General features: G+C 73.2%; 23 protein-coding genes. 12 read left to right on the top strand and 11 right to left on the bottom strand.

All coding sequences use genetic code 11. The features are described 5' to 3' along the window. Positions 1 to 52: 52 nt before the first annotated feature. Positions 53 to 1414, bottom strand: coding sequence for a type I glutamate--ammonia ligase (glnA, locus tag ELQ39_RS23115; RefSeq protein WP_190000324.1), 1362 nt, complete (start codon positions 1412 to 1414; stop codon positions 53 to 55). Positions 1415 to 1792: 378 nt separating this feature from the next. Between glnA and ELQ39_RS23110 the strand changes: the two genes are divergently transcribed. Next, a complete protein-coding gene (locus ELQ39_RS23110; RefSeq protein WP_242593742.1) occupies positions 1793 to 2974 on the top strand; it encodes a globin domain-containing protein in 1182 nt (393 codons plus the stop codon). A gap of 12 nt (positions 2975 to 2986) precedes the next feature. Here the strand turns inward: ELQ39_RS23110 and ELQ39_RS23105 are convergent, their stop codons facing one another. Further along, positions 2987 to 3430, bottom strand: a complete 444-nt coding sequence (locus tag ELQ39_RS23105; protein WP_242593739.1) for an RrF2 family transcriptional regulator — start codon at positions 3428 to 3430, stop codon at positions 2987 to 2989. 176 nt (positions 3431 to 3606) lie between these two features. Here ELQ39_RS23105 and ELQ39_RS23100 point away from each other — a divergent pair, with 176 nt between their 5' ends. From ELQ39_RS23100 to ELQ39_RS23090, 3 genes are all read left to right on the top strand, one after another. Then, the gene (locus ELQ39_RS23100; RefSeq protein WP_190000327.1) at positions 3607 to 4272 is read left to right on the top strand and encodes a DUF3105 domain-containing protein; all 666 of its coding nucleotides are present in this window, start codon (positions 3607 to 3609) and stop codon (positions 4270 to 4272) included. Next, complete coding sequence (locus ELQ39_RS23095; protein ID WP_242593738.1) at positions 4269 to 4901, top strand: DUF305 domain-containing protein; 633 nt, start codon at positions 4269 to 4271, stop codon at positions 4899 to 4901. The genes ELQ39_RS23100 and ELQ39_RS23095 overlap by 4 nt, the downstream gene beginning before the upstream one ends. An 84-nt stretch (positions 4902 to 4985) precedes the next feature. After that, entirely contained in the window at positions 4986 to 6752 is a 1767-nt protein-coding gene (locus ELQ39_RS23090) for an NAD+ synthase (protein ID WP_242593737.1), read from the top strand. Positions 6753 to 6831: 79 nt separating this feature from the next. On the opposite strand, the gene ELQ39_RS23085 is transcribed toward ELQ39_RS23090, so the two are convergent. The 3 genes from ELQ39_RS23085 to ELQ39_RS23075 form a co-directional block, all read right to left on the bottom strand. Beyond that, entirely contained in the window at positions 6832 to 7881 is a 1050-nt protein-coding gene (locus tag ELQ39_RS23085) for an endonuclease/exonuclease/phosphatase family protein (RefSeq protein ID WP_242593736.1), read from the bottom strand. A 184-nt stretch (positions 7882 to 8065) separates the two neighbouring features. Next, positions 8066 to 8680, bottom strand: a complete 615-nt coding sequence (locus tag ELQ39_RS23080) for a TetR/AcrR family transcriptional regulator (protein WP_242593735.1) — start codon at positions 8678 to 8680, stop codon at positions 8066 to 8068. 76 nt (positions 8681 to 8756) lie between these two features. Beyond that, positions 8757 to 10346, bottom strand: a complete 1590-nt coding sequence (locus ELQ39_RS23075) for a DHA2 family efflux MFS transporter permease subunit (RefSeq protein ID WP_190000332.1) — start codon at positions 10344 to 10346, stop codon at positions 8757 to 8759. 204 nt (positions 10347 to 10550) lie between these two features. Here ELQ39_RS23075 and panB point away from each other — a divergent pair, with 204 nt between their 5' ends. The 3 genes from panB to ELQ39_RS23060 all read left to right on the top strand — a co-directional run bounded on the left by panB (position 10551) and on the right by ELQ39_RS23060 (position 13496). Then, positions 10551 to 11426 carry a 3-methyl-2-oxobutanoate hydroxymethyltransferase gene (gene panB, locus ELQ39_RS23070; protein ID WP_242593734.1) on the top strand — a complete coding sequence of 292 codons (876 nt, stop codon included), beginning with the start codon at positions 10551 to 10553 and terminating at the stop codon, positions 11424 to 11426. 220 nt (positions 11427 to 11646) lie between these two features. After that, positions 11647 to 12675 carry an ATP-binding cassette domain-containing protein gene (locus ELQ39_RS23065; protein WP_190000333.1) on the top strand — a complete coding sequence of 343 codons (1029 nt, stop codon included), beginning with the start codon at positions 11647 to 11649 and terminating at the stop codon, positions 12673 to 12675. Then, complete coding sequence (locus ELQ39_RS23060; RefSeq protein WP_190000334.1) at positions 12672 to 13496, top strand: ABC transporter permease; 825 nt, start codon at positions 12672 to 12674, stop codon at positions 13494 to 13496. Before ELQ39_RS23065 ends, ELQ39_RS23060 begins: the two co-directional genes overlap by 4 nt. Positions 13497 to 13498: 2 nt before the next feature. Here ELQ39_RS23060 and ELQ39_RS23055 read toward each other — a convergent pair whose 3' ends face one another. After that, entirely contained in the window at positions 13499 to 16777 is a 3279-nt protein-coding gene (locus tag ELQ39_RS23055) for a BTAD domain-containing putative transcriptional regulator (protein WP_242593733.1), read from the bottom strand. 155 nt (positions 16778 to 16932) lie between these two features. Between ELQ39_RS23055 and ELQ39_RS23050 the strand changes: the two genes are divergently transcribed. Further along, positions 16933 to 17727, top strand: a complete 795-nt coding sequence (locus tag ELQ39_RS23050; RefSeq protein WP_242593732.1) for a site-2 protease family protein — start codon at positions 16933 to 16935, stop codon at positions 17725 to 17727. Between the two features lie 188 nt (positions 17728 to 17915). Here ELQ39_RS23050 and ELQ39_RS23045 read toward each other — a convergent pair whose 3' ends face one another. Next, positions 17916 to 18107, bottom strand: coding sequence for a hypothetical protein (locus ELQ39_RS23045; RefSeq protein ID WP_225626722.1), 192 nt, complete (start codon positions 18105 to 18107; stop codon positions 17916 to 17918). Between the two features lie 54 nt (positions 18108 to 18161). Then, complete coding sequence (npdG, locus tag ELQ39_RS23040; protein WP_242593731.1) at positions 18162 to 18878, bottom strand: NADPH-dependent F420 reductase; 717 nt, start codon at positions 18876 to 18878, stop codon at positions 18162 to 18164. A 154-nt stretch (positions 18879 to 19032) separates the two neighbouring features. Between npdG and ELQ39_RS23035 the strand changes: the two genes are divergently transcribed. Next, positions 19033 to 19635 (top strand): hypothetical protein, encoded by a 603-nt coding sequence (locus ELQ39_RS23035; RefSeq protein WP_225626723.1) that lies wholly within the window; start codon positions 19033 to 19035, stop codon positions 19633 to 19635. A gap of 10 nt (positions 19636 to 19645) precedes the next feature. Here ELQ39_RS23035 and ELQ39_RS23030 read toward each other — a convergent pair whose 3' ends face one another. Next, complete coding sequence (locus ELQ39_RS23030; protein WP_190000340.1) at positions 19646 to 19873, bottom strand: hypothetical protein; 228 nt, start codon at positions 19871 to 19873, stop codon at positions 19646 to 19648. 58 nt (positions 19874 to 19931) lie between these two features. Here ELQ39_RS23030 and map point away from each other — a divergent pair, with 58 nt between their 5' ends. Together map and ELQ39_RS23020 are read left to right on the top strand one after the other, a co-directional pair. Further along, positions 19932 to 20789, top strand: a complete 858-nt coding sequence (gene map, locus ELQ39_RS23025; protein ID WP_190000341.1) for a type I methionyl aminopeptidase — start codon at positions 19932 to 19934, stop codon at positions 20787 to 20789. 175 nt (positions 20790 to 20964) lie between these two features. Further along, the gene (locus tag ELQ39_RS23020) at positions 20965 to 21612 is read left to right on the top strand and encodes a biliverdin-producing heme oxygenase (protein ID WP_225626725.1); all 648 of its coding nucleotides are present in this window, start codon (positions 20965 to 20967) and stop codon (positions 21610 to 21612) included. 58 nt (positions 21613 to 21670) lie between these two features. Here ELQ39_RS23020 and ELQ39_RS23015 read toward each other — a convergent pair whose 3' ends face one another. Beyond that, entirely contained in the window at positions 21671 to 22315 is a 645-nt protein-coding gene (locus ELQ39_RS23015; RefSeq protein ID WP_242593729.1) for a PhzF family phenazine biosynthesis protein, read from the bottom strand. A 217-nt stretch (positions 22316 to 22532) separates the two neighbouring features. Between ELQ39_RS23015 and ELQ39_RS23010 the strand changes: the two genes are divergently transcribed. Continuing rightward, complete coding sequence (locus tag ELQ39_RS23010; RefSeq protein ID WP_242593727.1) at positions 22533 to 23693, top strand: serine hydrolase domain-containing protein; 1161 nt, start codon at positions 22533 to 22535, stop codon at positions 23691 to 23693. Between the two features lie 94 nt (positions 23694 to 23787). Here ELQ39_RS23010 and ELQ39_RS23005 read toward each other — a convergent pair whose 3' ends face one another. Continuing rightward, the gene (locus tag ELQ39_RS23005) at positions 23788 to 25278 is read right to left on the bottom strand and encodes an HtaA domain-containing protein (protein WP_242593725.1); all 1491 of its coding nucleotides are present in this window, start codon (positions 25276 to 25278) and stop codon (positions 23788 to 23790) included. Positions 25279 to 25287: the final 9 nt, after the last annotated feature.

The following is a 25287-nucleotide window of genomic DNA, read 5'->3' as shown; positions in this document are numbered from 1 at the left end:
CCGTCGGCCCCGTGGCGTCCGTCCCGAGGAGGGTGCAGGCCTCAGCCTGCGCTCACAGCACCGGCAGCAGGTTCTTCAGCTCGAACGCCGTGACCTCCGAGCGGTACGCCTCCCACTCCTGCTTCTTGTTGCGCAGGAAGAAGTCGAAGACGTGCTCGCCGAGGGTCTCGGCGGCCAGGTCGCTGCGTTCCATCAGGGTGAGCGCCTCGCCCAGGTTCTGCGGGAGGGGCTCGATGCCGAGGGCGCGGCGCTCCGCGTCGGAGAGGGCCCAGACGTCGTCCTCGGCGCCCGGCGGGAGCTCGTAGCCCTCCTCGATGCCCTTGAGGCCGGCCGCGAGAAGCAGGGCGTAGGCCAGGTACGGGTTGGCGCCGGAGTCGAGGGAGCGGACCTCCACGCGGGCCGAGCCGGTCTTGCCGGGCTTGTACATGGGCACGCGGACCAGGGCCGAGCGGTTGTTGTGGCCCCAGCAGATGTACGAGGGGGCCTCGCCGCCCGCGCCGGCCGTGCGCTCGGTGCCGCCCCAGATGCGCTTGTAGGAGTTGACCCACTGGTTGGTGACCGCGGAGATCTCCGCCGCGTGCCGCAGCAGCCCCGCGATGAAGGAGCGGCCCACCTTGGAGAGCTGGTACTCCGCGCCTGACTCGTAGAAGGCGTTGCGGTCGCCCTCGAAGAGGGAGAGGTGGGTGTGCATGCCCGAGCCGGGGTGCTCGGAGAACGGCTTCGGCATGAACGTCGCCTGCACGCCCTGCTCCAGCGCCACCTGCTTCATGACCAGGCGGAACGTCATGATGTTGTCCGCCGTGGACAGCGCGTCCGCGTAGCGCAGGTCGATCTCCTGCTGGCCGGGGGCGCCCTCGTGGTGGGAGAACTCCACCGAGATGCCCATCGACTCCAGCATGGTGATCGCCTGGCGGCGGAAGTCCATGCCGACGTTCTGCGGGGTGTGGTCGAAGTAGCCGGAGTTGTCCGCCGGGGTCGGACGGCTGCCGTCGACCGGCTTGTCCTTCAGCAGGAAGAACTCGATCTCCGGGTGGGTGTAGAAGGTGAAGCCCAGGTCGGAGGTGCGGGCGAGGGCGCGCTTGAGGACGTAGCGCGGGTCCGCGAAGGACGGGGAGCCGTCCGGCATGAGGATGTCGCAGAACATCCGGGCCGTGCCGGGCGCCTCGGCGCGCCAGGGCAGGATCTGAAAGGTCGACGGGTCCGGCTTGGCGATCATGTCGGACTCGTGCACGCGGGCGAAGCCCTCGATGGCGGAGCCGTCGAAGCCGATGCCCTCGTCGAAGGCCTGCTCGAGCTCGGCCGGGGCGACGGCCACGGACTTGAGGAAGCCCAGGACGTCGGTGAACCACAGGCGTACGAACCGGATGTCGCGCTCCTCCAACGTCCGGAGCACGAACTCCTGCTGCTTGTCCATCTTCCGCTTCCCCATTCCTGCCGGTCAGGCCGCCCGTTCCTCCCGGCCCCCGGGAGACGGTCCGGCACTCGTGCATCCCACCACACCAGCGTTTCATACGCGTTGCCGGGCCCGGTCGGGCGACCGGCCGCGGCCTGAACCGCCGGGGCCGTCGGACGCACGGCTCCTCCGCTCATCTTGCCCGGTCGGAGCGGCCGCCACGACAGCGGGCGGGCTCCGGATCCCTCCCCCGGGGCCGGCCGGCCCCCCTCCCCCCGGTCCGGCCGGTCCCCTCCCCCGGTCCGGTCGGCCCGTCCCGTGAAACACCCCCCCGCTCAAATTGGAGTCTGTGATGCAAGTTTAATGAGGGCACAGGCGTCCGAGCCACGAGGAGACCCGATGCTGTCCGAGCAGTCCGCCGCCACCGTCCGCGCCACCCTTCCCGCCGTGGGCGCGTCCCTCGGCGAGATCACCGAGCGCTTCTACGCCGGGATGTTCACCGCCCGCCCCGAGCTGCTGCGCGACCTGTTCAACCGCGGCAACCAGGCCGCCGGCACCCAGCGCCAGGCCCTCGCGGGCTCCATCGCGGCGTTCGCCTCGCACCTGCTGGACCACCCCGACGGCCGGCCCGACGCGATGCTGTCGCGCATCGCCCACAAGCACGCCTCCCTCGGCGTCACCCCGGACCAGTACGCGATCGTCCACGAGCACCTGTTCGCCGCCATCGCCGAGGTGCTGGGCGACGCGGTCACACCCGAGGTCGCCGCCGCCTGGGACGAGGTCTACTGGCTGATGGCGAACGCCCTGACCGCCGTCGAGAAGCGGCTCCACGAGGAGAGGGGCGGGGCGGCCTGGCGGCCCTGGGAGGTCGTCGAGCGGGTCACCGAGACCGCCGACGTGGTGACCTTCCGGCTGCGTCCGGCCGACGGAGGCCCGGTGCGCGGCTTCCGTCCGGGCCAGTACGTCTCCGTGCGGGTCCCGCTCGCGGACGGCGCCCGCCAGATACGGCAGTACAGCCTCTCCGGCGCGCCCGGCCCGGACCTGCGGCAGTTCAGCGTCAAGCGGGTCCACGAGGGCCCGGCGCCCGACGGCGAGGTGTCCTCCCACCTCCACGCGCGCGTCCGCGTGGGCGACGTCCTGGAGCTGTCCGAGGCGTACGGCGACCTGGTGCTGGACGCCGACGACGACACCCCGCTGCTCCTGGCCTCCGCCGGGATCGGCGTGACCCCGATGGTCGCGATGCTCGGGCACCTCGCGAACTCCGGGCACCGCGCCCCGGTCACCGTCGTGCACGGTGACCGCTCCCCCGCCGACCACGCCCTGCGCACGGACCACGAGGCCTACGCGGCGAAGCTGCCGGACGCCACCGTGCGGTTCTGGTACGAGCGGGACGTCCCGGCGGGCGCGGGCGCCGGGTACGTGGACCTCGCGGACGTGCCGGTCGCGCCCGGCACGCGCGCGTACCTGTGCGGTCCGCTGCCGTTCATGCGCGGGGTCCGCGAGCAGCTGATCGCCAAGGGGGTGGCCCCGGCGGACGTGCACTACGAGGTGTTCGGACCGGACCTCTGGCTCGCGCGGTGAGCGGGCGGGCCGTCAGCGGACGCGCGGGACGCCCAGCAGCAGGGGTCCGGTCGGGTCCGCGGTGAGGTCGGCGACCGTCAGCGGGTCCAGCGAGACGTAGAACGCCTCCTGGGCCCGCCGCAGCGCGCCGCGCAGCCGGCAGTCGGAGCGCAGGGGGCAGGGAGCGGTGGAGGCGGCGCCGTCGCAGTCGACGACGTCCCCCTCGCCCTCGAAGGCGCGGACCAGACCCCCCACGGAGGCCCCGCGGCCCTTCTCGGTGAGGGACAGGCCGCCGCCCCGGCCGCGCCGGGCGGTGAGCAGCCCCATGTGCTGGAGCTCGGCGACGACCTTCGCCGCATGGGTGTACGGCACGTCCATGGCCGCCGCGACGTCCCGGGTGGTCGGATTGGTGTCGCCGGCCACGGCGAGGCGCATGAGGACCCGCAGGGCGAGGTCGGTGGAGCGCAGCAGCCGCATACCGGCAGCGTAGGTAATCGGAATCCTGGCTCAAAATTTTCGGCCGGACCTGGACCGGATCCGCCCGGGCCCGTCCGGTCGCCGCCGCCCCCTACGACTCTCCCGGCTCCCCCATTACGATCAGCTGACCCGATCACCACTCCGGCCCCCTCTCCTCCGACCCGAAGGGCACCTCCATGGGCTCCGCCAAGAAGAGCAGCGCGGCACGCACGGCACGCATAGAGGAGATGCGGCGCGCCGAGCAGGCCCGCGAGCGCCGCAACCGGATACTCGTCGTCGCCGCCTCCGTGGTGGTCGTCGCGGGCCTGGTCGCCGGCGGGGTGGTGCTGGTCCGGTCGCAGTCGGACGACGGCGGCAGCAGCGCGGCGGACGACGCGAAGAGCGCGGGCAAGTTCGTCACGGACGCGGACGGCGTGCGGGCGTGGAAGGGCACGCTGGGCCGCGAGCACGTCACCAGGTCCGTCGACTACCCGGTGACGCCTCCCGTGGGCGGCGACCACAACCCCGTGTGGATGAACTGCGACGGGGACGTCTACGAGGACGAGATCAACGCGACCAACGCGGTCCACTCCCTGGAGCACGGCGCGGTGTGGGTGACGTACAACGGCGACGCGCCGAAGGCCGACGTGGAGGCGCTCGCGGCGAAGGTGGAGAAGACGCCGTACACGCTGATGAGCCCGGTCGACGGGCAGAAGGACCCGATCGTGCTGACCGCGTGGGGGCACCAGCGCACGGTGACCGGCGCCGCCGACCCGGCCGTGGACGCGTTCCTGGAGAAGTTCGTGCAGGGGCAGCAGACGCCCGAGCCGGGTGCGGCCTGCACGGGCGGGCTGTCGAAGTGAGACGCCCCGCCCTGGCCGCCGGGGCGGTGGCGGCGGTGCTCGCCGTCGGCGCGGCTGCCGGGTGGGCGGTGGCCTCGGCGGCCGGCGAGGAGGAGCGCGCCCTGCCCGTCCCGGCGGCGGACTCCGCGGACGCCGGGTTCGCCCGGGACATGGCGGTCCACCACCAGCAGGCCGTGGAGATGTCGTACGTCGTGCGCGACCGCACCGACGACGAGGAGGTGCGGCGGCTCGCCTACGACATCGCCCAGACCCAGGCCAACCAGCGGGGCATGCTGCTGGGCTGGCTCGACCTGTGGGAGCTGCCGAAGGTGTCCGCCGACCCGCCCATGACCTGGATGGGGATGGGTGACGCGGCGGCCGGCGAGGACGGCGCGCTGATGCCGGGCATGGCGACGGACGCGGAGATGGAGCGGCTCGGCCGGCTGAACGGCAGGCAGGCGGAGGTCTTCTACCTCCAGTTGATGACGAGGCATCACCGGGGCGGTGTGCACATGGCGGAGGGCTGTGTGCGCGCCTGCGAGGTGGACACCGGCAAGCGGCTCGCGAGCGGGATGGTCGAGGGCCAGGAGTCGGAGATCCGGCTGATGGCGGGGATGCTGAAGGCGCGGGGAGCGGCCGCGCGGCCGTGACGGAGGGACGCCGGACGGGCCGGGGCGGCGGATCCGCGGTCCTGCCGCCCTACATCGCGTCGCTCTGACGATTACACTGGCCGGGTGCCTCAACTACGACTCGCCCTGAATCAGATCGACTCGACCGTCGGCGATCTCGCCGGCAACGCGGAAACGATTGTCCGCCGGACCCGGGAGTCCGCCGGGCGGGGGGCGCACCTCGTGGCGTTCCCCGAGATGGCGCTGACCGGGTATCCGGTCGAGGACCTCGCCCTGCGGTCGTCCTTCGTGGAGGCCTCCCGGGCGTCCCTGCGCGCCCTCGCCGCGCGCCTCGCGGACGAGGGCCTCGGTGACGTGCCGGTGGTCGTCGGCTACCTGGACCGCAGCGCCGCCGCCCAGCCGAAGTACGGCCAGCCCGCGGGCGCCCCGCGCAACGCGGCGGCCGTGCTGCACCGGGGCGAGGTGGTGCTGAGCTTCGCCAAGCACCACCTGCCGAACTACGGCGTCTTCGACGAGTTCCGCTACTTCGTGCCCGGCGACACCCTGCCGGTGGTGCGGGTGCACGGCGTGGACGTCGCCCTGGCCATCTGCGAGGACCTGTGGCAGGACGGCGGCCGGGTGCCGGCGGCACGTTCGGCGCGGGCCGGGCTGCTGCTGTCGGTGAACGCCTCGCCGTACGAGCGGGACAAGGACGACACACGGCTGGAGCTGGTGCGCAAGCGGGCGCAGGAGGCCGGCTGCACCACCGCGTACCTGGCGATGATGGGCGGGCAGGACGACCTGGTCTTCGACGGCGACTCGATCGTCGTCGACGCGGACGGCGAAGTCGTCGCGCGCGCCCCGCAGTTCTCCGAGACGTGCCTGCTGGTCGACCTGGACCTGCCGGCCGCGGCGGCCGACGCGCCTCAGGGCGTGGTGGACGACGGGCTGCGCATCGAGCGGGTCGTGCTGTCCGAGGACCCGGTGCCCGCGTACGAGCCGGAGCACACCGGCGGCTACGCGGAGCGCCTCGACGACGACGCGGAGGTCTACTCCGCGCTGGTCGTGGGCCTGCGGGCGTACGTGCGCAAGAACGGGTTCCGTTCGGTGCTGATCGGGCTGTCCGGCGGCATCGACTCGGCGCTGGTCGCCGCGATCGCCTGTGACGCGGTCGGCCCGGAGAACGTGTACGGCGTCTCCATGCCGTCGAAGTACTCCTCCGACCACTCGAAGAGCGACGCCGCGGAGCTGGCGCGGCGCACCGGGCTGAACTTCCGCACGGTGGCGATCGAGCGGATGTTCGACGCGTACATGGGGTCGCTGGAGCTGACCGGCCTGGCGGAGGAGAACCTCCAGTCGCGGCTGCGCGGCACGATGCTGATGGCCATCTCCAACCAGGAGGGCCACATCGTCCTGGCCCCGGGCAACAAGTCCGAGCTGGCGGTGGGCTACTCGACGCTGTACGGCGACTCGGTCGGCGCGTACGGGCCCATCAAGGACGTGTACAAGACGGTGGTGTTCCGGCTGGCGCGGTGGCGCAACCGCGCGGCCGAGGAGCGGGGCGAGACGCCGCCGATCCCGGAGAACTCGATCTCCAAGCCGCCGAGCGCGGAGCTGCGTCCGGGCCAGGTGGACACGGACTCGCTGCCGGACTACCCGGTACTGGACGCGATCCTGGCGCTGTACGTGGACCAGGACAAGGGCGCGGACGAGATCGTCGAGGCCGGTTACGACCGCGAGCTGGTCGAGAAGACGCTGCGGATGGTGGACCGGGCGGAGTACAAGCGGCGTCAGTACCCGCCGGGCACCAAGATCTCACCGAAGGGCTTCGGCAAGGACCGCCGTCTGCCCATCACCAACGGCTGGCGCGAGGGTCTGCCGCCCGAGGTGTAGGTCCGGTACGACGACGGCGGGCGGGGTGCGGTGTTCCGCGCCCCGCCCGCCGTCGTGTCTCCGGGTCCCGGCCCGCGGGTCACTCCGCGGTGCCGGTGATCCGCAGCCGTGCCGCTATCGGCAGATGGTCGCTCGCCGTCGGCGGGAGCGTCCAGGAGCTTTCCGGCTCGGCGCCCCTGACCAGGATCTGGTCGATCCGCGCCATCGGGAACGATGCCGGCCAGCTGAAGCCGAATCCGCTGCCCACCGCGCCCTGGGTGGAGCGCATCTGGGAGGTGACCGCCTTCAGGGAGCGGTCGTTCATCGTGCCGTTGAGGTCGCCGAGCAGGACCACGTTGTCCAGCGGCTCGTCCGCGATGGCCTCGCCCAGCGCGTCGGCGCTCTTGTCGCGCTGACGGGCCGTGAACCCGGCCTCCAGCTTCACCCGCACCGACGGCAGGTGCGCGACGTACACCGCGACCCGGCCGGCCGGCGCGTCCACGGTGGCGCGCATGGCCCGCTGCCAGCCCAGCCGGATGTCCACCGACCGCACGTCGCTCAGCGGGTACTTGGACCACAGGCCGACCGTGCCGACCACCGCGTGGTGGTCGTACGTGTCCGACAGCGCCGCCCGGTAGGCAGGCACCTCGGAGGCCTTCAGCTCCTCCAGCGCCAGCACGTCCGCGCCCGCGGCGGCCACCTCGCGGGCGGTGCCGGACGGGTCCGGGTTCTCGGCGTTGACGTTGTGCGTGGCCACCGTCAGATCGCCGCCGGAGGCGTTCTTGTCGCTGAGCAGACCGCCGAACAGGTTGAGCCACACGACCACCGGGAGGACCGTCGCGACCATCGCCGTCGCCGAGCGGCGGACGAGGGCCAGCACCAGCAGCACCGGCACGAACAGGCCCAGCCACGGCAGGAACGTCTCCAGCAGGCTGCCCAGGTTGCCGACGGCGTTCGGGACGTGCGCGTGGGCCAGCATCAACACCGCCAGCAGGAGCGCGCAGACGGCCACCACCCAGCCCCGGCGCCAGATGCCGCGGTCGCCGCGCAGGGCGCCCAGCCGATGGAGCAGGCGCCGCAACCGGGAGGCCGGGGTCCGGGGGCCCTGGCGCCCGTCGTCCGTCTCCGTCATGTACGCCTGCTGCGCCATTTCGTTGCCTCACAAACTGCCGTGCACACACCGTCGCCCCCGTAAGACCCTAGGGGATGATCGGTTCCGTTCCTGCCGCCGCCCGGCGGCCCTACGGAAGCGATGACGTGCAGGGCCGCGCGAGCAGTTCCTCGAGCGCGTGACCGGGGTGGCGTCTGTGACGAAACCCGCACATCCCGGCCCGTCATGACGGGCGCAGGCCCTCCAGGAGGGTGTCCACCACGCGTTCGGCGAGGTCGTCCGGGAGGCCGGCGTCGGGGGTCAGGACCGTGCGGACGAGAAGAGGGCCCACGACGATGTCGTTGAGCAGCTCCAGGTCGACGTCGTCGCGCAGTTCGCCGTTCTCCCGGCCCCGGCGCAGCACCTCCAGGCCGAGCCTGCGGCGCGGCTGGAGGACGGTGTCGTGGTACGCCGCCCAGAGGACGGGGCTGCTCTTCATCTGGGCGTGCACGTTGTGCAGGAGTGCCGGGCTCCTGCCGGCCAGGCCGCGCAGTCGCAGGGACTCCAGCAGGACGACGAGGTCGTCACGCACGGAGGTGCCGGGCAGGTCGGGGTCCGGGGGTTCCGCGGCGCGTATGACGTCGACGAAGAGTTCCTCCTTGCCGATCCAGCGGCGGTAGATGGTTGCCTTGCCGACGCCCGCGGTGCGGGCGATGCGCTCGATGGAGAGCTCCGCGAGGGGCACGCCGTCCTCCAGGAGCCCCATCACCGCCTCGATGATCGCGCGCTCGGCCGCCTTGCTGCGGGGACGGCCCCGCGCGGGCACCTGATACGGAGGGCCGGTACCGGCCGGGCTCACGTCGTCGGATCCTCTCGCTGGGTTGTGGTGATTCTCCCCTGTGGGCGGCGGCGACGGTCCGCCGGCCCGTGGCTTCTCAGTCCGCCGCCGTCACCAACGCCCGGTCCCGGCCGTCGCCTTCCGGCGCCGGTGTGCGGCCTGGCAGGAAGACAGCGACAACGACCGCGCCCAGCACCGCCACGGCCGCCCCCCACAGCGCAGTGACGTGCATGGCGTACAGGAAGGCGTCGGCGGCCGCGTCGGCCAGGGGCTCGCCGCGCGGGCCCAGCCGGTCCGCCACGGCCAGGGTGGCCTCGATGGACTCGCCGGCCGCGTGCCGGGCTCCGGGCGGCACCGGGCCCAGCGCCCCCTCGATGTCGGTGCGGTAGGCGGTGGACAGCACCGAGCCGAGGACGGCGATGCCGAGGGCGCCGCCGACCTGGCGGAAGGTGTTGCTGAGCGCGGAGGCGGAGCCGGCCTTCTCGCGCGGCAGGGCCTGCATGACGACGACGCTCACCGGCGTCATCACGTAGGCCATGCCGGTGCCCATCAGGAAGAAGACGACCTCCAGGAACCAGAGGGGCGTAGCCCTGTCCAGGAGCGCGAACGCGGCCAGCGTCGCCGCGAGCACCACCAGGCCAGCGGCCGTGGTGATCCTGCTGCCGACGCGGTCCACCATGAGGCGGGCACGGGGCGCGAAGAGCAGCTGGGTCGCGGCCAGCGGCAGCATCAGCAGGCCGGTTTCCAGCGGCGAGTGGCCGCGCACGCTCTGCAGGTAGAACACCGTGAAGAAAGTCACGCCCAGGAGGGCGAAGAAGACCAGCGCGATCGCGGTGATCGAGGCGGAGAACACCTTGTTCCGGAAGGCCGAGATGTCGACGGACGGGTGATCGCTGCGCTTCTCGAACACCACGAACGCGGACAGCACGGCGAGACCGGCGCCGGTCGTCGCCAGCACGGTGACGTCGGTGAAGTCGGCCAGCTGGCCGCCCCTGATGATCCCGTACACCAGCAGGACCAGACCGGCCACGGACAGCACGACACCGACGGGGTCGATCCGGCCGGGCTTCGGATCACGGGAGTCGGGGACCAGCCACAGCATCAGGGCGACGGCGAGGGCGACGATGGGCACGTTGACGAGGAAGACCGAGCCCCACCAGAAGTGGTCGAGGAGCAGTCCGCCGGTGATCGGGCCGATGGCGATGGCCAGGCCCACTCCGCCGGTCCAGATGCCGATGGCCCTGGGCTGCTCGTCGCGCTCGAAGACGTGCATCAGGACGGCCATGGTGGCCGGCATGACAAACGCCGCGCCCAGGCCCATCACCGCGCGGAAAACGATGAGCTCGGCGGGGGATCCGGAGAACGCGGCGAGGGCCGAGCCGGCGCCGAACACAGCGAGACCGCCGATCAGCACCTTCTTGCGGCCGAGCCGGTCACCCAGCAGCCCTGCGGTGAAGAGCAGCCCGGCGAAGACGAGCGTGTAGGCGTTGATGGCCCACTCCAGCTGGCTCTGGGTGGCACCCAGGCCGGTGGGGGCGGGGGTGGAGATCGTCTTGATGGCGACGTTCAGGATCGAATTGTCCAGGACGACGATCAGCAGGCTCATCATCAGCACGCCGAGAATCACCCAGCGGCGCCGGTGCACGGCTTCCGGGATCCGGCGGGCTGGGGCGGCAGGAGAAGTCATGCGGCCCAGCGTAGGAAGTTCCGATACGAGACCGTCTCGTATCGAGGGTGTGTTGTCCGAGTTTGCCCCAGTGTGATGGGGCACGCCGGGTGTGGGCGGGTGCGCCGGGCCGCCTCTGGCCCTCCGCCGGGAGAGGTGCCACCATGGACGTGGTCCGGGGACGCCGTCAGGGCGCCTCGAGATGACGTGTTGGGAGACGGATCCATGACGCAGCTTTCGGCTGCCCAGACCGGGACGCCCGGTTCCTCCTCCGGCGGCAAGACGCTGTACGGGGGCAAGGGCACGCGCCGCATCACTGTCCGGGACATCGCCCTCGCCAAGGAACGCGGCGAGAAGTGGCCCATGCTCACCGCGTACGACGCGATGACCGCCTCCGTGTTCGACGAGGCCGGCATCCCGGTGATGCTGGTCGGCGACTCCGCGGGCAACTGCCACCTCGGGTACGACACCACCGTGCCCGTCACCCTCGACGAGATGACCATGCTGGCCGCCGCCGTCGTCCGGGGCACCTCGCGCGCCCTGATCGTCGGCGACCTGCCGTTCGGCTCCTACCAGGAGGGTCCGGTGCAGGCGCTGCGCTCGGCGACCCGGCTGGTGAAGGAGGCCGGGGTCGGCGCCGTGAAGCTGGAGGGCGGGGAGCGCTCGCACCGGCAGATCGAGCTGCTGGTGGAGTCCGGTATCCCCGTGATGGCCCACATCGGGCTGACCCCGCAGTCGGTGAACGCCATGGGCTACCGGGTGCAGGGCCGTGGCGAGGAGGCCGCGCAGCAGCTGCTGCGGGACGCGAAGGCCGTGCAGGACGCGGGCGCGTTCGCGGTGGTCCTGGAGCTGGTACCGGCCGAGCTGGCCGCCGAGGTGACCCGCACGCTGCACATCCCGACGGTCGGGATCGGCGCGGGACCCGAGACGGACGCCCAGGTGCTGGTGTGGACCGACATGCTGGGGCTGACCGGCGGCCGCGTGCCGAAGTTCGTCAAGCAGTACGCGGACCTGCGGGACGTGATGACCGGGGCGGCGAAGGCGTTCGCCGAGGACGTGGTCGCCGGGTCCTTCCCGCAGGAGGAGCACTCCGTGCACTGACCCGCGCCCGGGTGGCGTGAGCCACCGCGTACACCCCTGTGAGCCACTGCCGCACCACCACGACGGCCCGCCGATCTTCCCCCGTCGGCGGGCCGTCGCCTTTCCCGGGCCCGCGCCGACACCGCGCCGACACCGCGCCGACAGGCGTCCGCGCGCCGTGCCGGCGGGGTGTCGGCGCTCTGTCGGGGCTTTGTCGGCGGGCGCTGGGATCGTCGGGGACATGACGCGATACGACGAACGAACGGGGGGCGCGGGGAGCGCCGTGACCGTCCGGGGGCTGGTCAAGCACTACGGGGAGACCAAGGCCCTCGACGGGGTCGACCTGGACGTGGCCGAGGGGACCGTGATGGGGGTGCTCGGGCCGAACGGGGCCGGCAAGACCACGCTGGTGCGCGTCCTGTCCACGCTGCTCGCCCCGACCGCCGGGCACGCCACCGTCGCCGGGTACGACGTGGTCCGCCAGCCCCGGCAGCTGCGCCGGGTGATCGGGCTGACCGGACAGTACGCCTCCGTGGACGAGAAGCTGTCCGGCTGGGAGAACCTGTACCTGATCGGGCGGCTGCTGGACCTGCCGCGCAAGGAGGCACGGCGCCGCGCCGACGAGCTGCTGGAGCGGTTCTCGCTCACCGAGGCCGCCCGGCGCCCGGCCGGCACCTACTCCGGCGGTATGCGCCGCCGGCTCGACCTGGCCGCCTCGATGATCGGCCGCCCGGCCGTGCTGTACCTGGACGAGCCCACCACGGGCCTGGACCCGCGCACCCGCAACGAGGTGTGGGACGAGGTGAAGCGGCTGGTCGGCGACGGAGTGACGGTGCTGCTGACCACCCAGTACATGGAGGAGGCCGAGCAGCTCGCCTCGGAGCTGACCGTGGTGGACCGCGGCAAGGTCATCGCCGGCGGCGGCATCGAGGAGCTGAAGGCCCGGGTGGGCGGCCGCACGCTGCGGATCCGCCCGGCCGACCCGCTCCAGCTGCGCCCGCTCGCCGCCGCCCTCGACGAGCTGGGGATCACCGGCCTGGCCGGCACCACCGTGGACGCCGAACGGGGCGCGGTGCTGGTCCCCGTGCTGAGCGACGAGCAGCTGACCGCCGTGGTCGGCGCGGTCACCGCGCGCGGCGTCACGCTGAACTCCGTCACCACCGAACTGCCCAGCCTGGACGAGGTGTTCCTGTCGCTCACCGGCCACCGCGCCAGTGCCCCGCAGGACACCCTGCCCGCCGACACGTCCGAGGAGGCCGTCGCCGTATGAGCGCCGCCACCGCTGCTCCCGCCGCCGGCGTCCGCTCGGACGCGCGGATCTCGCCGCGGGCCCATCTGCGTCACACCGGGGCGCTGGTCCGCCGCAACCTGCTGTGGATCCGGCAGGACCCGGAGTCGATGTTCGACGCCGTGCTCTTCCCGGTCGTCTTCACCCTGCTGTTCGTGTACGTCTTCGGCGGCTCGATCGGGCAGGCCCTGGGCGGCGGCCAGGAGGCGTACGTGCAGTACATCGTGCCCGGCCTGATGGCCATGATGGGCATGAACATGGCCCAGGGGGTGGGCACCGGGTTCAACCAGGACTTCAACACCGGCGTGATGGACCGCTTCCGGTCGCTGCCCATCGGGCGCGGTTCGGTGCTGTTCGCCAAGATCTCCGTCGAGCTGGTGCGCATGCTGATCGCCACCACGATCCTGATGGTCGTGGGGGTGCTGGTCGGGTTCGACATCACCAACTGGCCGGGGCTGTTCGCCGCCGTGGGCCTGTCCACGGTGTTCGGCTCGGCCCTGATGTGGATCTTCCTCACGCTGGGCGTGGTGATGAAGAACGCCCAGTCGGTGCAGGCGATGGGCTTCCTGGTGCTGATGCCGCTGCAGTTCGGCTCGTCGATCTTCGCGCCGACGCAGTCGATGCCGGGCTGGCTGCAGAACTTCACCGAGTACAACCCGCTGTCCGCGCTGGCCGACTCCGCCCGCGGGCTGATGGTCGGCGGCCCGGTCGCGCACGACCTGTGGATGGTGCTCGCCTGGTCCGTCGGGATCACGGCGGTGATGGCGCCGGTCGCCATCCACAAGTTCCGTACGAAGACCTGATCTCACGCCGGGTCGAGCAGGGCGACGGCCTCCTCCGGGGAGAGGCCGTCGCCCTCCGCGTACGCGGCCTCGTAGACGGCCTCGTCCAGTGCCTGGCGGATCCGGGCCTCGGCGCGGGCGCGGGCCGTGCGCTCCACGAGGCCGGGCGCGTGTCCCTCGGGCAGCCAGGAGTCGGCGGCGCCCAGGCAGCGGGCCGCGTCCCGGGCGTGCCGGCCGCCGTCCAGCCCGGCGAGGGCCGCGGCGGCCAGGACGACGTACGAGGCGCGCAGGTGCGGGGCCATGGCGGCGACCAGCGGGTCGTTCGCCTGCCGCATCGCCTCCCTGACGGTGTCGAGCCCCCGCTCGTCGTCGCCCTCGGCCACCTCGATGTAGGCCTCGGCGCCGAGGATGAACGCGTCGAAGACCACGTAGTGGGCGAGGCGGAACTCCTCTCGCAGCGCCCGCAGATGCTCGCGGGCCTCCGCCGTGCGTCCGCTGACGCACAGCCAGCCGACGAGGAACAGCCGGGCGGCGGGCAGCGCCTCGACGTGCCGGCCGCGGGTGCTGTCGATGACCTCGCGCAGCAGCCGCTCGCCCCGCTCGGTGTCGCCCGCCTCGATCAGCGCGTCGCCGAGCCGGGCGGTGAGCACGGCCGTGTGGGAGCGGGCGCCGAGGCGTTCGGCGTGCTCGATGGCCGCCTGGTAGTCGGCGGCGGCCTCCCGGTAGGCCCCCGCGCGTTCCTGGGCCTCGCCGCGCGCGGAGAGCGCCTCGGCGACCCCCCACGTGTCGCCGAGACGCCGGTGGATCTCCAGGGCCTCGTCGGCGTCGCGGCGGGCGTCGCCGGCCCAGTCGCTGCGGTTGGCGAGGAAGTTGGCGCGCAACTGGAGGTTGCAGGCCAGTTCCCACTCGTAACCGGGGGTCTCGCGGCAGGTCCGGATCGCCGCGTCCACCACCTCGCGCAGCCGCTCCATGTCGCCGGTGAGCATCACGGCGAACGTCCACAGCAGGCCGGGCGGGCGGCACACCTGCGGCAGTCCCGGCTCGTACGTCGCGGAGACCAGCCGCAGCCGGTGCTGGGCCTGCGGGGTCTGCCAGTCGTCCAGCTCGGTGTCCATCTGGGCGAGATGGGCCAGGTGCGCCCCGCGGCGGGCCTCGGCGAGGACCTCGCCCGACATCGGGGGCGGCTGGTCGGTGCAGCGCTGCCACAGCGGTGCGGCCGGCCGCACCGGTTCGGTGAACGGGTCGGGGGCGAGCGCCATGACCTCCCTGCACCAGTTGCGGGCCTCGATGCGCAGGTCGCGCATCTGCCAGTACCAGACCAGGGACAGGACGATGCAGAGCGCCTCCTGCTCGTCTCGCCGGGCGACGGCGTGCCGCAGCGCGGTGCGCAGGTTCTCGTACTCGCGCTCCAGTCTGGCGACGGCCTCCACCTGGCGCGGGCCGCGCAGCAACGGCTCGGTGGTGCGGGCGAGTTCGCGGTAGTACGTCAGGTGGGCGCGTTCGGCGTCGTCGCGTCCGCCGGTCTCGTCGAGGCGTTCGCCCGCGTACTCGGCGACCGTCTCCAGCAGCCGGTAGCGCATACCGCCGTCGCCCGACGGGGCGGCCACCACCAGGGACTTGTCGACGAGGGAGCCGAGCGCGTCGAGGGCGGCGGGGCCGCACACGGCCTCGGCGGCGGTGAGGTCGCAGCCGCCCGCGAAGACGGACAGGCGGCACAGCACGTCGCGTTCGCCGGCGTCGAGCAGTTCCCAGGACCAGTCGACGACGGCCCGCAGGGTCTGCTGGCGGGGCAGGGCGGTGCGGCTGCCGGAGGTGAGGAGGCGGAAGCGGTCGTCGAGCCGGTCGGCGATCTGGCGCGGGGTGAGCATCCGCAGCCGGGCGGCGGCGAGTTCGATGGCGAGGGGCAGGCCGTCCAGGCGGCGACAGATCTCGGCGCAGGCTTCCGGGTCGTCGTCGGTGCGGAAGCCGGGGCGGGCGGCGGCCCCGCGCTCGGCGAGCAGGCGCAGCGCGACCGGTTCGGGCAGCGGCTCCACGGGGCGCAGCGACTCGCCGCGCACGCCGAGGGGTTCACGGCTGGTGGCGAGGACGGTGAGGCCGGGGCAGCGTTCGAGGAGCGTCTCCACCAGGCGTGCGGCGGCCTCGACGACGTGCTCGCAGTTGTCGAGGATCAGCAGCATCCGGCGGGGCTCGCAGTGCTCGGCGAGCCGGTCCACGGGGTCGCTGAGCCGGTCGGTGACGGCCCGCATGCCCTCCGCGCCGGTGCCGTACAGCACGGTCTGGCGGGCGCCGACGGCGGTGAGGACCGCCTCCGGCACGGCGCCGGGGTCGTCCACGGGGGCGAGTTCGGCGAGCCACACGCCGTCGGGATGGGCGGCCCGTACGGTCTCGGCGGCCTCCTGGGACAGCCGGGTCTTGCCCGCCCCGCCCGGGCCGAGGAGCGTCACCAGACGGGCGGCCGACAGGTCGGCGCGGATCGCCTCGATGTCCGCCTCCCGGCCGACGAACGAGGTGAGCCGGGCGCGGAGGTTGCCGGGCGTGCCGCCGCCCGGCCGCGCGGGCGGTTCGGGCGTCCCGAGCCTGAGCAACTCGGCGTGCAGTGCGCGCAGTTCCGCGCCGGGGTCGGAGCCGAGGCGGTCGGCGAGCAGCCGGCGCACCTCCTCGTAGGCGGCGAGCGCCTCGGCGGTGCGGCCGGTGTCGCGCAGGGCGCGCAGCCGCAGCGTCTGGAGCGGTTCGTCCAGGGGGTGGCTGTCGCAGAGGGCGGTGAGCTCGGGAAGGGACTGCTCGGCGTCGCCGAGGGCCAGGGCGGCGGTGTGGCGGGCGCGCAGCACGTCCAGGTGCCGGGTCTCCGCACGGGCCGCCTCGGCGGTGCGGTCGGGCAGGCCGGGCAGCGCGGGGCCGCCGTGCCACAGGGCGAGGGCGTCGTCGAGCACGGTGGCCGCCTTGGCGGGGTCGCCGTCGCCCAGGGCGCGCAGGCCCTCGCCGGCCAGCCGCTCGAAGCGGTGCAGGTCGACGTCGTCGGGGGCGGCGGTGAGCCGGTAGCCGCCGTCGGCGGAGGCGACCGCGTCCGCGCCCAGCACCCGGCGCAGCCGTCCCACCAGGGCCTGCACCGCGCCGGTGGCGTCGGCGGGCGGGTCGCCGTCCCAGACCTCCTCGACCAGCAGGCCCACCGGCACGGTGCGGCCGGCCCGCAGGGCGAGCACGGTCAGCAGGGCGCGCAACCGTGCCCCGCCCACGGGGACGACGGTGCCGTCGGGGCGGACTGCCTGGGTGGTGCCGAGGATGCGGTAGCGCACGGGGTCCATTCTCTCCGGTGCCGGACGCCGGCGACGCGCGGGCCGGGTGCAGGGGCGTCCTCACCCTGCACGGAACCGGGCCCCCGCGCGAAGCGTTTTCCTGGCGCGGCGGGTACGGGTACGGTCGGGCAGGCCCGCGCGCTCTTCTCGGTACAGGGAGTTCCATGACCACCGCCGCCACCCGTCCCAGCGACCGGAGGGTCAGTCCGGTCTTCCTGGGCATCCTGGCCGTCTCGGCGGTCACCGGCTGGGCCACCTGGACGGGGTTCGCGGCCGAGCCGGGGCTCGCGGTGTTCCTGTTCGTGACGTCCGCGTGGGTCGTGTCACTGTGCCTGCACGAGTACGCGCACGCGCGCACCGCCCTGCACGGCGGGGACATCTCGGTCGGCGCGAAGGGCTATCTCACGCTGAACCCGATGAAGTACACGCACGCGCTGCTGAGCATCGTGCTGCCCGTGCTGTTCGTGATCATGGGCGGGATCGGTCTGCCGGGCGGGGCGGTGTTCATCGAGCGCGGCCGGATCCGGGGGCGGTGGCGGCACAGCCTGATCTCGGCGGCGGGGCCGCTGACCAACGTGCTGTTCGCTGTGATCTGCACGGCGCCGTTCTGGCTGGGCGCCCTGGACGGCGTGCCGCCCGCCTTCCGGTTCGCGCTGGCGTTCCTCGCGCTGCTGCAGGTCACGGCGGCGATCCTGAACTTCCTGCCGGTGCCGGGGCTGGACGGCTACGGCGTGATCGAGCCGTGGCTCTCCCACGCGGTCCGCCGCCAGGTCGAGCCGTTCGCCCCGTTCGGGCTGCTGTTCGTGTTCGCGTTGCTGTGGGTGCCGTCCGTGAACGGCGTCTTCTTCGACATGATCGACTCGGTGCTGGGCTTCCTGTGCATCGAGGAGATCGACACGTACTGCGGCTTCAACCTGTTCCGCTTCTGGCAGGGGGCGGACGAGTTCTGCGGGGTCTGACAGGGGCGGCACCCCTCGAACTCCCCCGTGGGGCGGCACCCCGCCCCCACGGCCGCCGCTGCGGGCGGTCGCGCGGGCGCAGCCCCACCTCCGCCGCCGCTGGGCCGCCTCGCCCCCGCCGCTGCGCCCACCCGTGCCGCCCCAGCGGCACGACTGCCCGCAGCTCGGTCGAGCTGACGACTCCGGGGTCAGTTGGCGGCCGGGGTGTCGGCTCGGGAGGCTCGGGCCCGGCGGACGTAGTACCACGTCATGTTCGACGACAGCCCCGCCAGGAGGACCCAGACGACGCCGATCAGCACGCTGCCCTCCACGAACGAGACGACGGCCGCGGCGACGGCGAGGAGGCACACGACAAGGGCGTAGACGGCGAGGCGGGGCATGGCGGGGGGCTCCTGTCGGGGGACACTGCTTGCGCTCCAGTGTCCCCCATCGCCTCATACGTCCGTGACGCGGAGCCCCGCGTGCGCCTTGTAGCGGCGGTTGACGGAGATCAGGTTGGCGACGAGCGACTCCACCTGGTGGGCGTTGCGCAGCCGCCCGGCGAAGATGCCCCGCATGCCGGGGATGCGCCCGGCCAGCGCCTGGACGATCTCCACGTCGGCGCGGACCTCGCCGAGGACCATGACGTCGGTGTCGATCTCGTCGGTCCCGGGGTCCTGGAGCAGCACCGCCGACAGGTGGTGGAACGCGGCGGTGACCCGGGAGTCCGGCAGCAGCGCGGCGGCCTGCTGGGCGGCGCTGCCCTCCTCCGGCTTCAGCGCGTAGGCGCCCTGCTTGTCGAAGCCGAGCGGGTTGACGCAGTCCACGACGAGCTTGCCGGCCAGTTCCTCGCGGAGGGACTCGAGGGTCTTGGCGTGCCCGTCCCACGGCACGGCGACGATGACGACGTCGCTGCGCCGCGCGGTCTCGGCGTTGTCGGCGCCCTCGATGCCGTGCCCGAGCTCCTCGGCCGCGGCCTGCGCCCGCTCGGCCGCGCGGGAGCCGATGATCACCTTCTGGCCGGCCTTGGCGAGCCGGTAGGCGAGGCCCTTGCCCTGCGGTCCGGTGCCGCCGAGCACGCCGACGACGAGGCCCGAGACGTCGGGCAGGTCCCAGGGGTCCTTGGCGGGGGCCTTCTTCGGGGGCTGCTGTGCGCTGTCGGTAGAGGTCATGGCCCGACTCTACGGCGGCGGTCGCCCCCGCACCGGTCGGGCGTGAGGCCCGTCACGCGGGGCCCCGCCGGTGTCGGCCCCATGTCCCCGGGTCGGGCGAACCCTCCCGGAACACCGGGACGCGGGCGTGCCGTTGGGGGCAGGATGCGGCGGCATGGATGCCGTACGGGTGGCGCTGCTGAGGGAAGTGCTCGCGGGGACGGAGTGGCTGGGGGCGACCCGGCACTTCGCGGGGACGCTGCGGGGGTCGGTGGTGTCGCACGGCGGCGGGCTGCTGCTGGTGGGCACGCCGGAGTACGAGCCGTGGCACCTGGCCGCGCATCTGGTGGACGAGGCGGCCTGGTCGGGCACCCCGGAGCTGGCGCCGACGCTGGTGCGGCACGACGCGCGTGCCACGGACCCGGCGCACCTGTCGGTGGGTCTCGGCCGGCTGGAGGCGGCGCGGCGGGGCGAGACGCTGCTGGTGGTGGCGCCCGGCGAGCCGCCCGCGGCGCTGCTGGAGCGGGTGTCGGACGCCCGCCGCGCCGGGGCGACGCTGCTGTCGCTGGGTCCGGAGGCGGGCGAGCTGCCGGCGCTCGCGCACGAGGTGCTGCCCGTCCCGGACGGATCCGAGCTGGACCTGGACACCGTGCAGCACCTGGTGAGCGCGGCGGCCGGGGAGAACGCGCTGCCCGCCCGCCGGGGCCGCCGCCGTTTCCGGGACCGGCTGTCCCGGCTGGCCGACCTGCTCACCGCCCCGCCGCCGACCCGCTGGTGACGCGTGCGGCTCAGTCCTCGTCGCGGCCCTTCGGCGCGTCGTGCCACGCGGGGTCGTTCTCCCACTGGAGGTTGCGCTCGCGGGCGGTCTCCATCGCGTGCTCCGCCTCGGCACGGCTCGCGTACGGACCGAAGCGGTCCTTGGCCGGGCACTCGGGCCCTTCCTCGACCTTCTTGTGCTCCAGGCAGTAGTACCACTCGCCGGGTTTGCCGGCGGCGCGCTTCTTGAACAGGGGCATGACGTCTCCTCTCGCCACGGAAGATGGTCCCCCATCGCCGCTGAATTAGACTCGCGGCATGTCTGGCCAGTCACTCCTCGTACCGGGGAAGCTCTCCCCCACCCGCTCCGTGCCCGGGAACATCCGCCGTCCCGAGTACGTCGGCAAGCCCGCTCCGACCCCGTACACCGGGCCGGAGGTGCAGACGCCCGAGACGATCGAGGCGATGCGGCTCGCCGGCCGGATCGCGGCCCGCGCGATGGAGGAGGCCGCGAAGCTCATCGCGCCGGGCGTGACGACGGACGAGCTGGACAAGGTGGCGCACGAGTACATGTGCGACCACGGCGCCTACCCGTCGACGCTCGGCTACCGCGGCTTCCCCAAGTCGCTGTGCACCAGCGTCAACGAGGTCATCTGCCACGGCATCCCGGACTCGACGGTGCTGCGCGACGGCGACATCGTCAACCTGGACGTGACCGCGTACATCGGCGGGGTGCACGGCGACAACAACGCCACGTACCTGGTCGGCGACGTGGACGAGGAGAGCCGCCTGCTGGTGGAGCGGACCCGGGAGGCGCTGAACCGCGCGATCAAGGCGGTGAGGCCGGGCCGCCAGATCAACATCATCGGCCGGGTGATCGAGTCGTACGCCAAGCGGTTCGGCTACGGCGTGGTCCGTGACTTCACCGGTCACGGCATCAACTCGTCCTTCCACTCGGGCCTGATCGTCCCGCACTACGACAGCCCGCACGCGACGACGGTGATGCAGCCCGGGATGACCTTCACCATCGAGCCGATGCTGACGCTGGGCACCCACGAGTACGACATGTGGGACGACGGCTGGACGGTCGTGACGAAGGACCGCAAGCGCACGGCGCAGTTCGAGCACACGCTGGTGGTCACGGACACCGGGGCGGACATCCTGACCCTGCCGTGACGCCCGCGCGTCCGCGCCACGCCTTCGAGGGCCCGCCTCCTCCGGGAGCGCGGGCCCTTCCGCTTGCCCGGGAGGTCCGCTCCCCGGCCGTTTGCCCGGCGCATGGAGGGGAAGTTCCCGACAAGCCGTCGGCAAGACATTGACTTAGGTTAGCCTAACCATAGAAGATCGGCGCATGGACTCCTTCTCGACCCTGATCCGCACCGCCTCCCACGAGCAGCACGTGGAGGCGGAGACCTCGACCTTCATGGCCGATCTGCTGGGCGGACGGCTGAGTGTGGACGCCTTCGCCCGCTACACCGAGCAGCTCTGGTTCGTGTACGAGGCACTGGAGTCAGGCGCGCAGGACCTGGCGTCGGACCGGGTGGCGGGCCCGTTCATCCGCCCGGAGCTGTTCCGGCTCGCCGCCCTGGAGCGTGACCTGGAGCATCTGCGCGGCCCGGACTGGCGCGCGACCCTGACCGCCCTGCCCGCGACGCGGCTCTACGCGGACCGGGTGGCGACCGTGACCCGCGAGTGGCCGGCGGGGTACGTCGCGCACCACTACACCCGTTACCTGGGCGACCTCTCCGGCGGTCAGATCATCCGCGACAAGGCGGAGCGGACCTGGGGCTTCGCCAGGAAGGGCGACGGCGTCCGCTTCTACGTCTTCGAGGGGATCCCCAACCCGGCCGCGTTCAAGCGGGAGTACCGCGCGCTGCTGGACGGGGTGGCCGTGGACGACCTGGAGAAGCAGCGCATCGTGACCGAGTGCAAGCGGGCGTTCTCGCTGAACTCGGACGTGTTCCGCGCGCTGGGCGAGGAGTTCCCGCTGTCGGCGTGAGCCGGATTGCGATACGCCGGGCGGCACCCTCGACGGCGCCGCCCGCTCCTCGTGCCGGTCAGCGCTCCAGGTGGACCCGGCCTCCGACCTCCGTCCAGCCCTCCGGCTGCGGCGCCGTGAGGATCTGCGAGCCGGCGCCCTGGGTGATGTTCAGGGCACGGCCCAGCCGGTCGGTGAGCAGCAGCGCCGCGGCGCCGGTCGCCTCGTCCTCGTCGATGCCGTCGTCCCGGCCGGGGAAGGCGCGGGCCCGGATCCGCCCGGCCGGCTCGTCCAGCCAGGCCCAGGCGTAGATCCACTCGCCCTTCGGGGGCACGGGCAGTTCGTCCACCTCGGCGGCGGTGGCGTACTGGCGCAGGGTGCGCGGCGGCACCCACTCCGCGCGTGCCTCGATCCAGCAGAACTCCCCGTCCTGCCGGGCGCCCACGACCCCGGCCGGCGTGACGAGTTCGGGCACGTCGAGCAGCCAGGCGGCGCCGACGCAGGGGTGGCCCGCGAAGGGCAGGCGGGTGGTGGGGGTGTAGATGTCGATCACCCCGCGCTCGGGGTCGTCGACGAACACGGTCTCGCTGAAGCCGAGTCCGGCGGCGAACTCCTGGCGCCCGGCCGGCTCGGGCAGGACCGAGCCGTCCCGGACGACGCCCAGTTCGTTGCCGTATCCGCCGCGTGGGCCGCAGAAGACACGCAGCACGTCATAAGCAGTCACGGGGGCATTCAAGCACCGTCCCCGGACCCCGGCCGCCCGCGGTCCGGGCGGCCGGCCGTCTCAGGGTCACGGCCCGGGGAAGTCCCCTACGGCGCAGGTCAGTTACTGAGGGGCGGGTCAGGGGCGGGCCTCGTCACCGCGTACGATCCCGGCGCCGCCCTTGATCACCAGGATGGTTCCCGTCCGCAGCACCCACCGCCGCGATCGGAGCCCCTCCATGACCTCAGGCACCACCGCCCGTGCCCGCGCCACGGCCGTGTCCGCCCTGCTGGCCACGTCCCTGCTGCTCGTGCCCCTCGCCGGGACGGCAGCCGCCCATCCCGCGCGGGTCTCCCCCGCCGTCTCCGCGCCCCGCACCGCCGACTTCGACGCGACCGCGCTGGAGCGGGCGCTCGCCGAGGTCCCCGACGGGGACGTCTCCGCGGCCCTGATCCGGGTCGGCGGCAAGGGCCGCTGGACGGGCGGTGCGGGCGTCCGGGACCTGCACACGGGAGCGCCCGTGCTGCCGCAGGCCCGTTTCCGGGCCGGCTCCACGACCAAGGTGGTGACCGCGGCGGTCGTGCTCCAGCTCGTCGCGGAGAAGCGCGTCGCTCTCGACGCACCCGTCAGCCGCTATCTGCCTGACCTGCTCCCGCCGTCCTTCACCGAGCCCCCGACCGTGCGCCAGCTGCTCACCTACACCAGCGGGCTGCGCCCCGGCGCGAGCCTCGGCTCGACGACCGAGGAGATGTACGCCCACCGGTTCGAGACGCTCACCCCCGAGGAGGTGGTGGCCGCGTCCGTCGCCCAGGGGCCGGCGCACGCCCCGGGCGAGCGACAGGTGTACGGGAACATCCACTACACCGTGCTCGGCATGCTGATCGAGAAGGTGACCGGCGACAGCTACGAACACCAGGCGGCCGTACGGGTCTTCCGTCCCCTCGGCATGCGGCACACCGGCTTCCCCGGCGGCTCCGACCCCCGCGTCCACGGGCCGCACAACCGTGCCTACGCCGACATCGGCGGCCGGACCACCGACGTCACCGAGTGGAACATGTCCGACCGCTGGGCCGTCGGGGACATGATCTCCACCACCGCCGACCTGGAGCGCCTGGTGTTCGGCCTGTTCGGCGGCAAGGTCGTCCCGCGGCCGCTGCTGGACCAGATGCTCACCGTGCCGGACGTCGACGGCGCCACCTACGGGATGGCGCTCCAGCGGTTCGTGATCGACGGCCGGGAGATCTGGGGCAAGACCGGCTCCCGGCCCGGCTACCACACGGTGCTGGGCGCCACCCGGGACCTGTCCCGCACGGTCGTCTACTCGGTGAACGCCAAGAGCGCGCGCGACGACGCCTTCCCGCTCGTGCAGCGGTTCGCACTGCCGGCCTTCGCGAGCTGATCGGGGTACGCGGAGAGGGCGCCCCCGGGGTGAGGGGCGCCCTTCCGTATCGCGTGGCGACGCGTCGCAGGGGGACCGTATGCGTCCCCGTGGCTCACTCGGCCGCCGGGCGTCTCCGGCGCAGGGCGAGTACCACGCCCGCTCCGGCGGCCACGGCCGCGCCGGCCGCCGCGCCGAGGGCGCCGACCGGGACGTCGGAACCGGTGTCGGCGAGGCTGCCGCCCAGGTCGCCGCCGATGGTCGAGCCGACACCGCCGGTGGTGGAGCCGGAGGCGTCCGAGCCGCCGTCCGTGCCTGCGCCGCTGCCGCCGCCGCCCGTGCCGGCGGGCAGCTCCGCGCCCTCGGTGAGGGCCACGGCCAGGCTCACCGGGTCGAGTTCGGCGCCGGCGGCGTAGAACCCGCCGAAGGCCTCGGCGCCGGCCTCGGTGAGGGTGGCGGTCACGCCGTCGAGCGTGATGACGTCGTCCTTCGCGGTGAGCGCGGCCGACGGGGCGGCCAGGTCGGCGAGGACGACATCCTGGGAGGTCTCGTCGTGATCGGCGACGTCGGCGGACAGCGTGCCCTCGCCCTTCGTGAGGCTCACCCGCAGATCGCTGAGAGTGAGGTCGAGGCTGTAGGCGCCGTCGTGCTCGTGGCCCTTGAAGCCGACCGCGCCCTCGAAGGCGGCCTCGAGGGTGCCGGCCTCCGTGTCGTAGGCGCCGGTGGCGTCGGGGAAGGTGAAGGCGCCGTTGCCGGAGGCCTGGGCGGCCCCGTCCGAGGCGGTGATCGTGCCCTTGGCGACGGGACCGGTGACATAGGTGCGGAAGGACTGCTTCACGCCCCAGTCGAGGGTGCCGTCGGCTATCTCGCCCTTGGTGGCGGGCGCGCTGGACTGCGAGGCGGTGGCGCTCGGGGCGGGCGTCGGGGCCTGCGTGGTGGGCGAGGCGGTCGGACCGGCCGTCGGGGTGGCCGGACGGGTGGGCCCGGGCTCGGTGGTGGGGGTCGCCGGAGGGGTGGTGGCGGGCTCGGTGGTGGACGGCTCGGGCTCGGGCTCCGCCTTCTTCACGATGCTCAGCGGGTCGCCCTCCGCGCCCGCGTAACCGGCGCTGCCGAAGACCTCGCCGGCCTCCTTGGTGAGGGTGGTGGCCATGTCGGTCATCGCGCGGGTGACCGTGACGGTGGCGAGCGGGACGTCGTCCTCGGTGGTGCCGTTCCGCTCGACGTCGGCGGTGATCTCGCCCTTGCCGCTGTCGAACCTCACGTCGGAAAGGCCGATTTCGAAGCCGTGCTTCTCCGACTTGACGAGCAGCTCGCCCCGGAAGCCGAGCGACATGACGTGAGTGGTGGAGTCGTAGGTGCCCGTGCCGCCGGTGAAGGTGAACGCACCGTTGTTCTCGGCCTGGCCCGCACCCTCGGTGGGCGTGAAGGTGCCCTGCGCGAAGTTGACGACGTAGTTGCGGTAGCTCGCCTTGATGCCCCAGGTCAGTTCGTAGCCGTTGAGGGGCACCTCGGCGGCGGAGGCGGAGGGGGCGGCGGTGGCGCCGAGGGCGGCCGCCGTGGCCACCGCGGCGGCGAGAGCGAGGGAGCGGCGTCGTCTTGCGGACATGGCGGGGGT

It is taken from the genome of Streptomyces sp. GB4-14 (genome assembly GCF_022696125.1).
Lineage (GTDB): Bacteria > Actinomycetota > Actinomycetes > Streptomycetales > Streptomycetaceae > Streptomyces > Streptomyces werraensis.
Note: the sequence above shows the minus strand (reverse complement) of the source record. Positions and strands in the feature narration are given on the sequence as shown.

Coding starts and splice junctions, on each gene's coding strand:
- glnA (WP_190000324.1), bottom strand. CDS start 1,414: ATGGACAAGCAGCAGGAGTTCGTGCTCCGGACGTTGGAGGAGCGCGAC.
- ELQ39_RS23110 (WP_242593742.1), top strand. CDS start 1,793: ATGCTGTCCGAGCAGTCCGCCGCCACCGTCCGCGCCACCCTTCCCGCC.
- ELQ39_RS23105 (WP_242593739.1), bottom strand. CDS start 3,430: ATGCGGCTGCTGCGCTCCACCGACCTCGCCCTGCGGGTCCTCATGCGC.
- ELQ39_RS23100 (WP_190000327.1), top strand. CDS start 3,607: ATGGGCTCCGCCAAGAAGAGCAGCGCGGCACGCACGGCACGCATAGAG.
- ELQ39_RS23085 (WP_242593736.1), bottom strand. CDS start 7,881: ATGGCGCAGCAGGCGTACATGACGGAGACGGACGACGGGCGCCAGGGC.
- ELQ39_RS23075 (WP_190000332.1), bottom strand. CDS start 10,346: ATGACTTCTCCTGCCGCCCCAGCCCGCCGGATCCCGGAAGCCGTGCAC.
- panB (WP_242593734.1), top strand. CDS start 10,551: ATGACGCAGCTTTCGGCTGCCCAGACCGGGACGCCCGGTTCCTCCTCC.
- ELQ39_RS23065 (WP_190000333.1), top strand. CDS start 11,647: ATGACGCGATACGACGAACGAACGGGGGGCGCGGGGAGCGCCGTGACC.
- ELQ39_RS23060 (WP_190000334.1), top strand. CDS start 12,672: ATGAGCGCCGCCACCGCTGCTCCCGCCGCCGGCGTCCGCTCGGACGCG.
- ELQ39_RS23055 (WP_242593733.1), bottom strand. CDS start 16,777: ATGGACCCCGTGCGCTACCGCATCCTCGGCACCACCCAGGCAGTCCGC.
- ELQ39_RS23050 (WP_242593732.1), top strand. CDS start 16,933: ATGACCACCGCCGCCACCCGTCCCAGCGACCGGAGGGTCAGTCCGGTC.
- ELQ39_RS23045 (WP_225626722.1), bottom strand. CDS start 18,107: ATGCCCCGCCTCGCCGTCTACGCCCTTGTCGTGTGCCTCCTCGCCGTC.
- npdG (WP_242593731.1), bottom strand. CDS start 18,878: ATGACCTCTACCGACAGCGCACAGCAGCCCCCGAAGAAGGCCCCCGCC.
- ELQ39_RS23035 (WP_225626723.1), top strand. CDS start 19,033: ATGGATGCCGTACGGGTGGCGCTGCTGAGGGAAGTGCTCGCGGGGACG.
- ELQ39_RS23030 (WP_190000340.1), bottom strand. CDS start 19,873: ATGCCCCTGTTCAAGAAGCGCGCCGCCGGCAAACCCGGCGAGTGGTAC.
- map (WP_190000341.1), top strand. CDS start 19,932: ATGTCTGGCCAGTCACTCCTCGTACCGGGGAAGCTCTCCCCCACCCGC.
- ELQ39_RS23020 (WP_225626725.1), top strand. CDS start 20,965: ATGGACTCCTTCTCGACCCTGATCCGCACCGCCTCCCACGAGCAGCAC.
- ELQ39_RS23010 (WP_242593727.1), top strand. CDS start 22,533: ATGACCTCAGGCACCACCGCCCGTGCCCGCGCCACGGCCGTGTCCGCC.
- ELQ39_RS23005 (WP_242593725.1), bottom strand. CDS start 25,278: ATGTCCGCAAGACGACGCCGCTCCCTCGCTCTCGCCGCCGCGGTGGCC.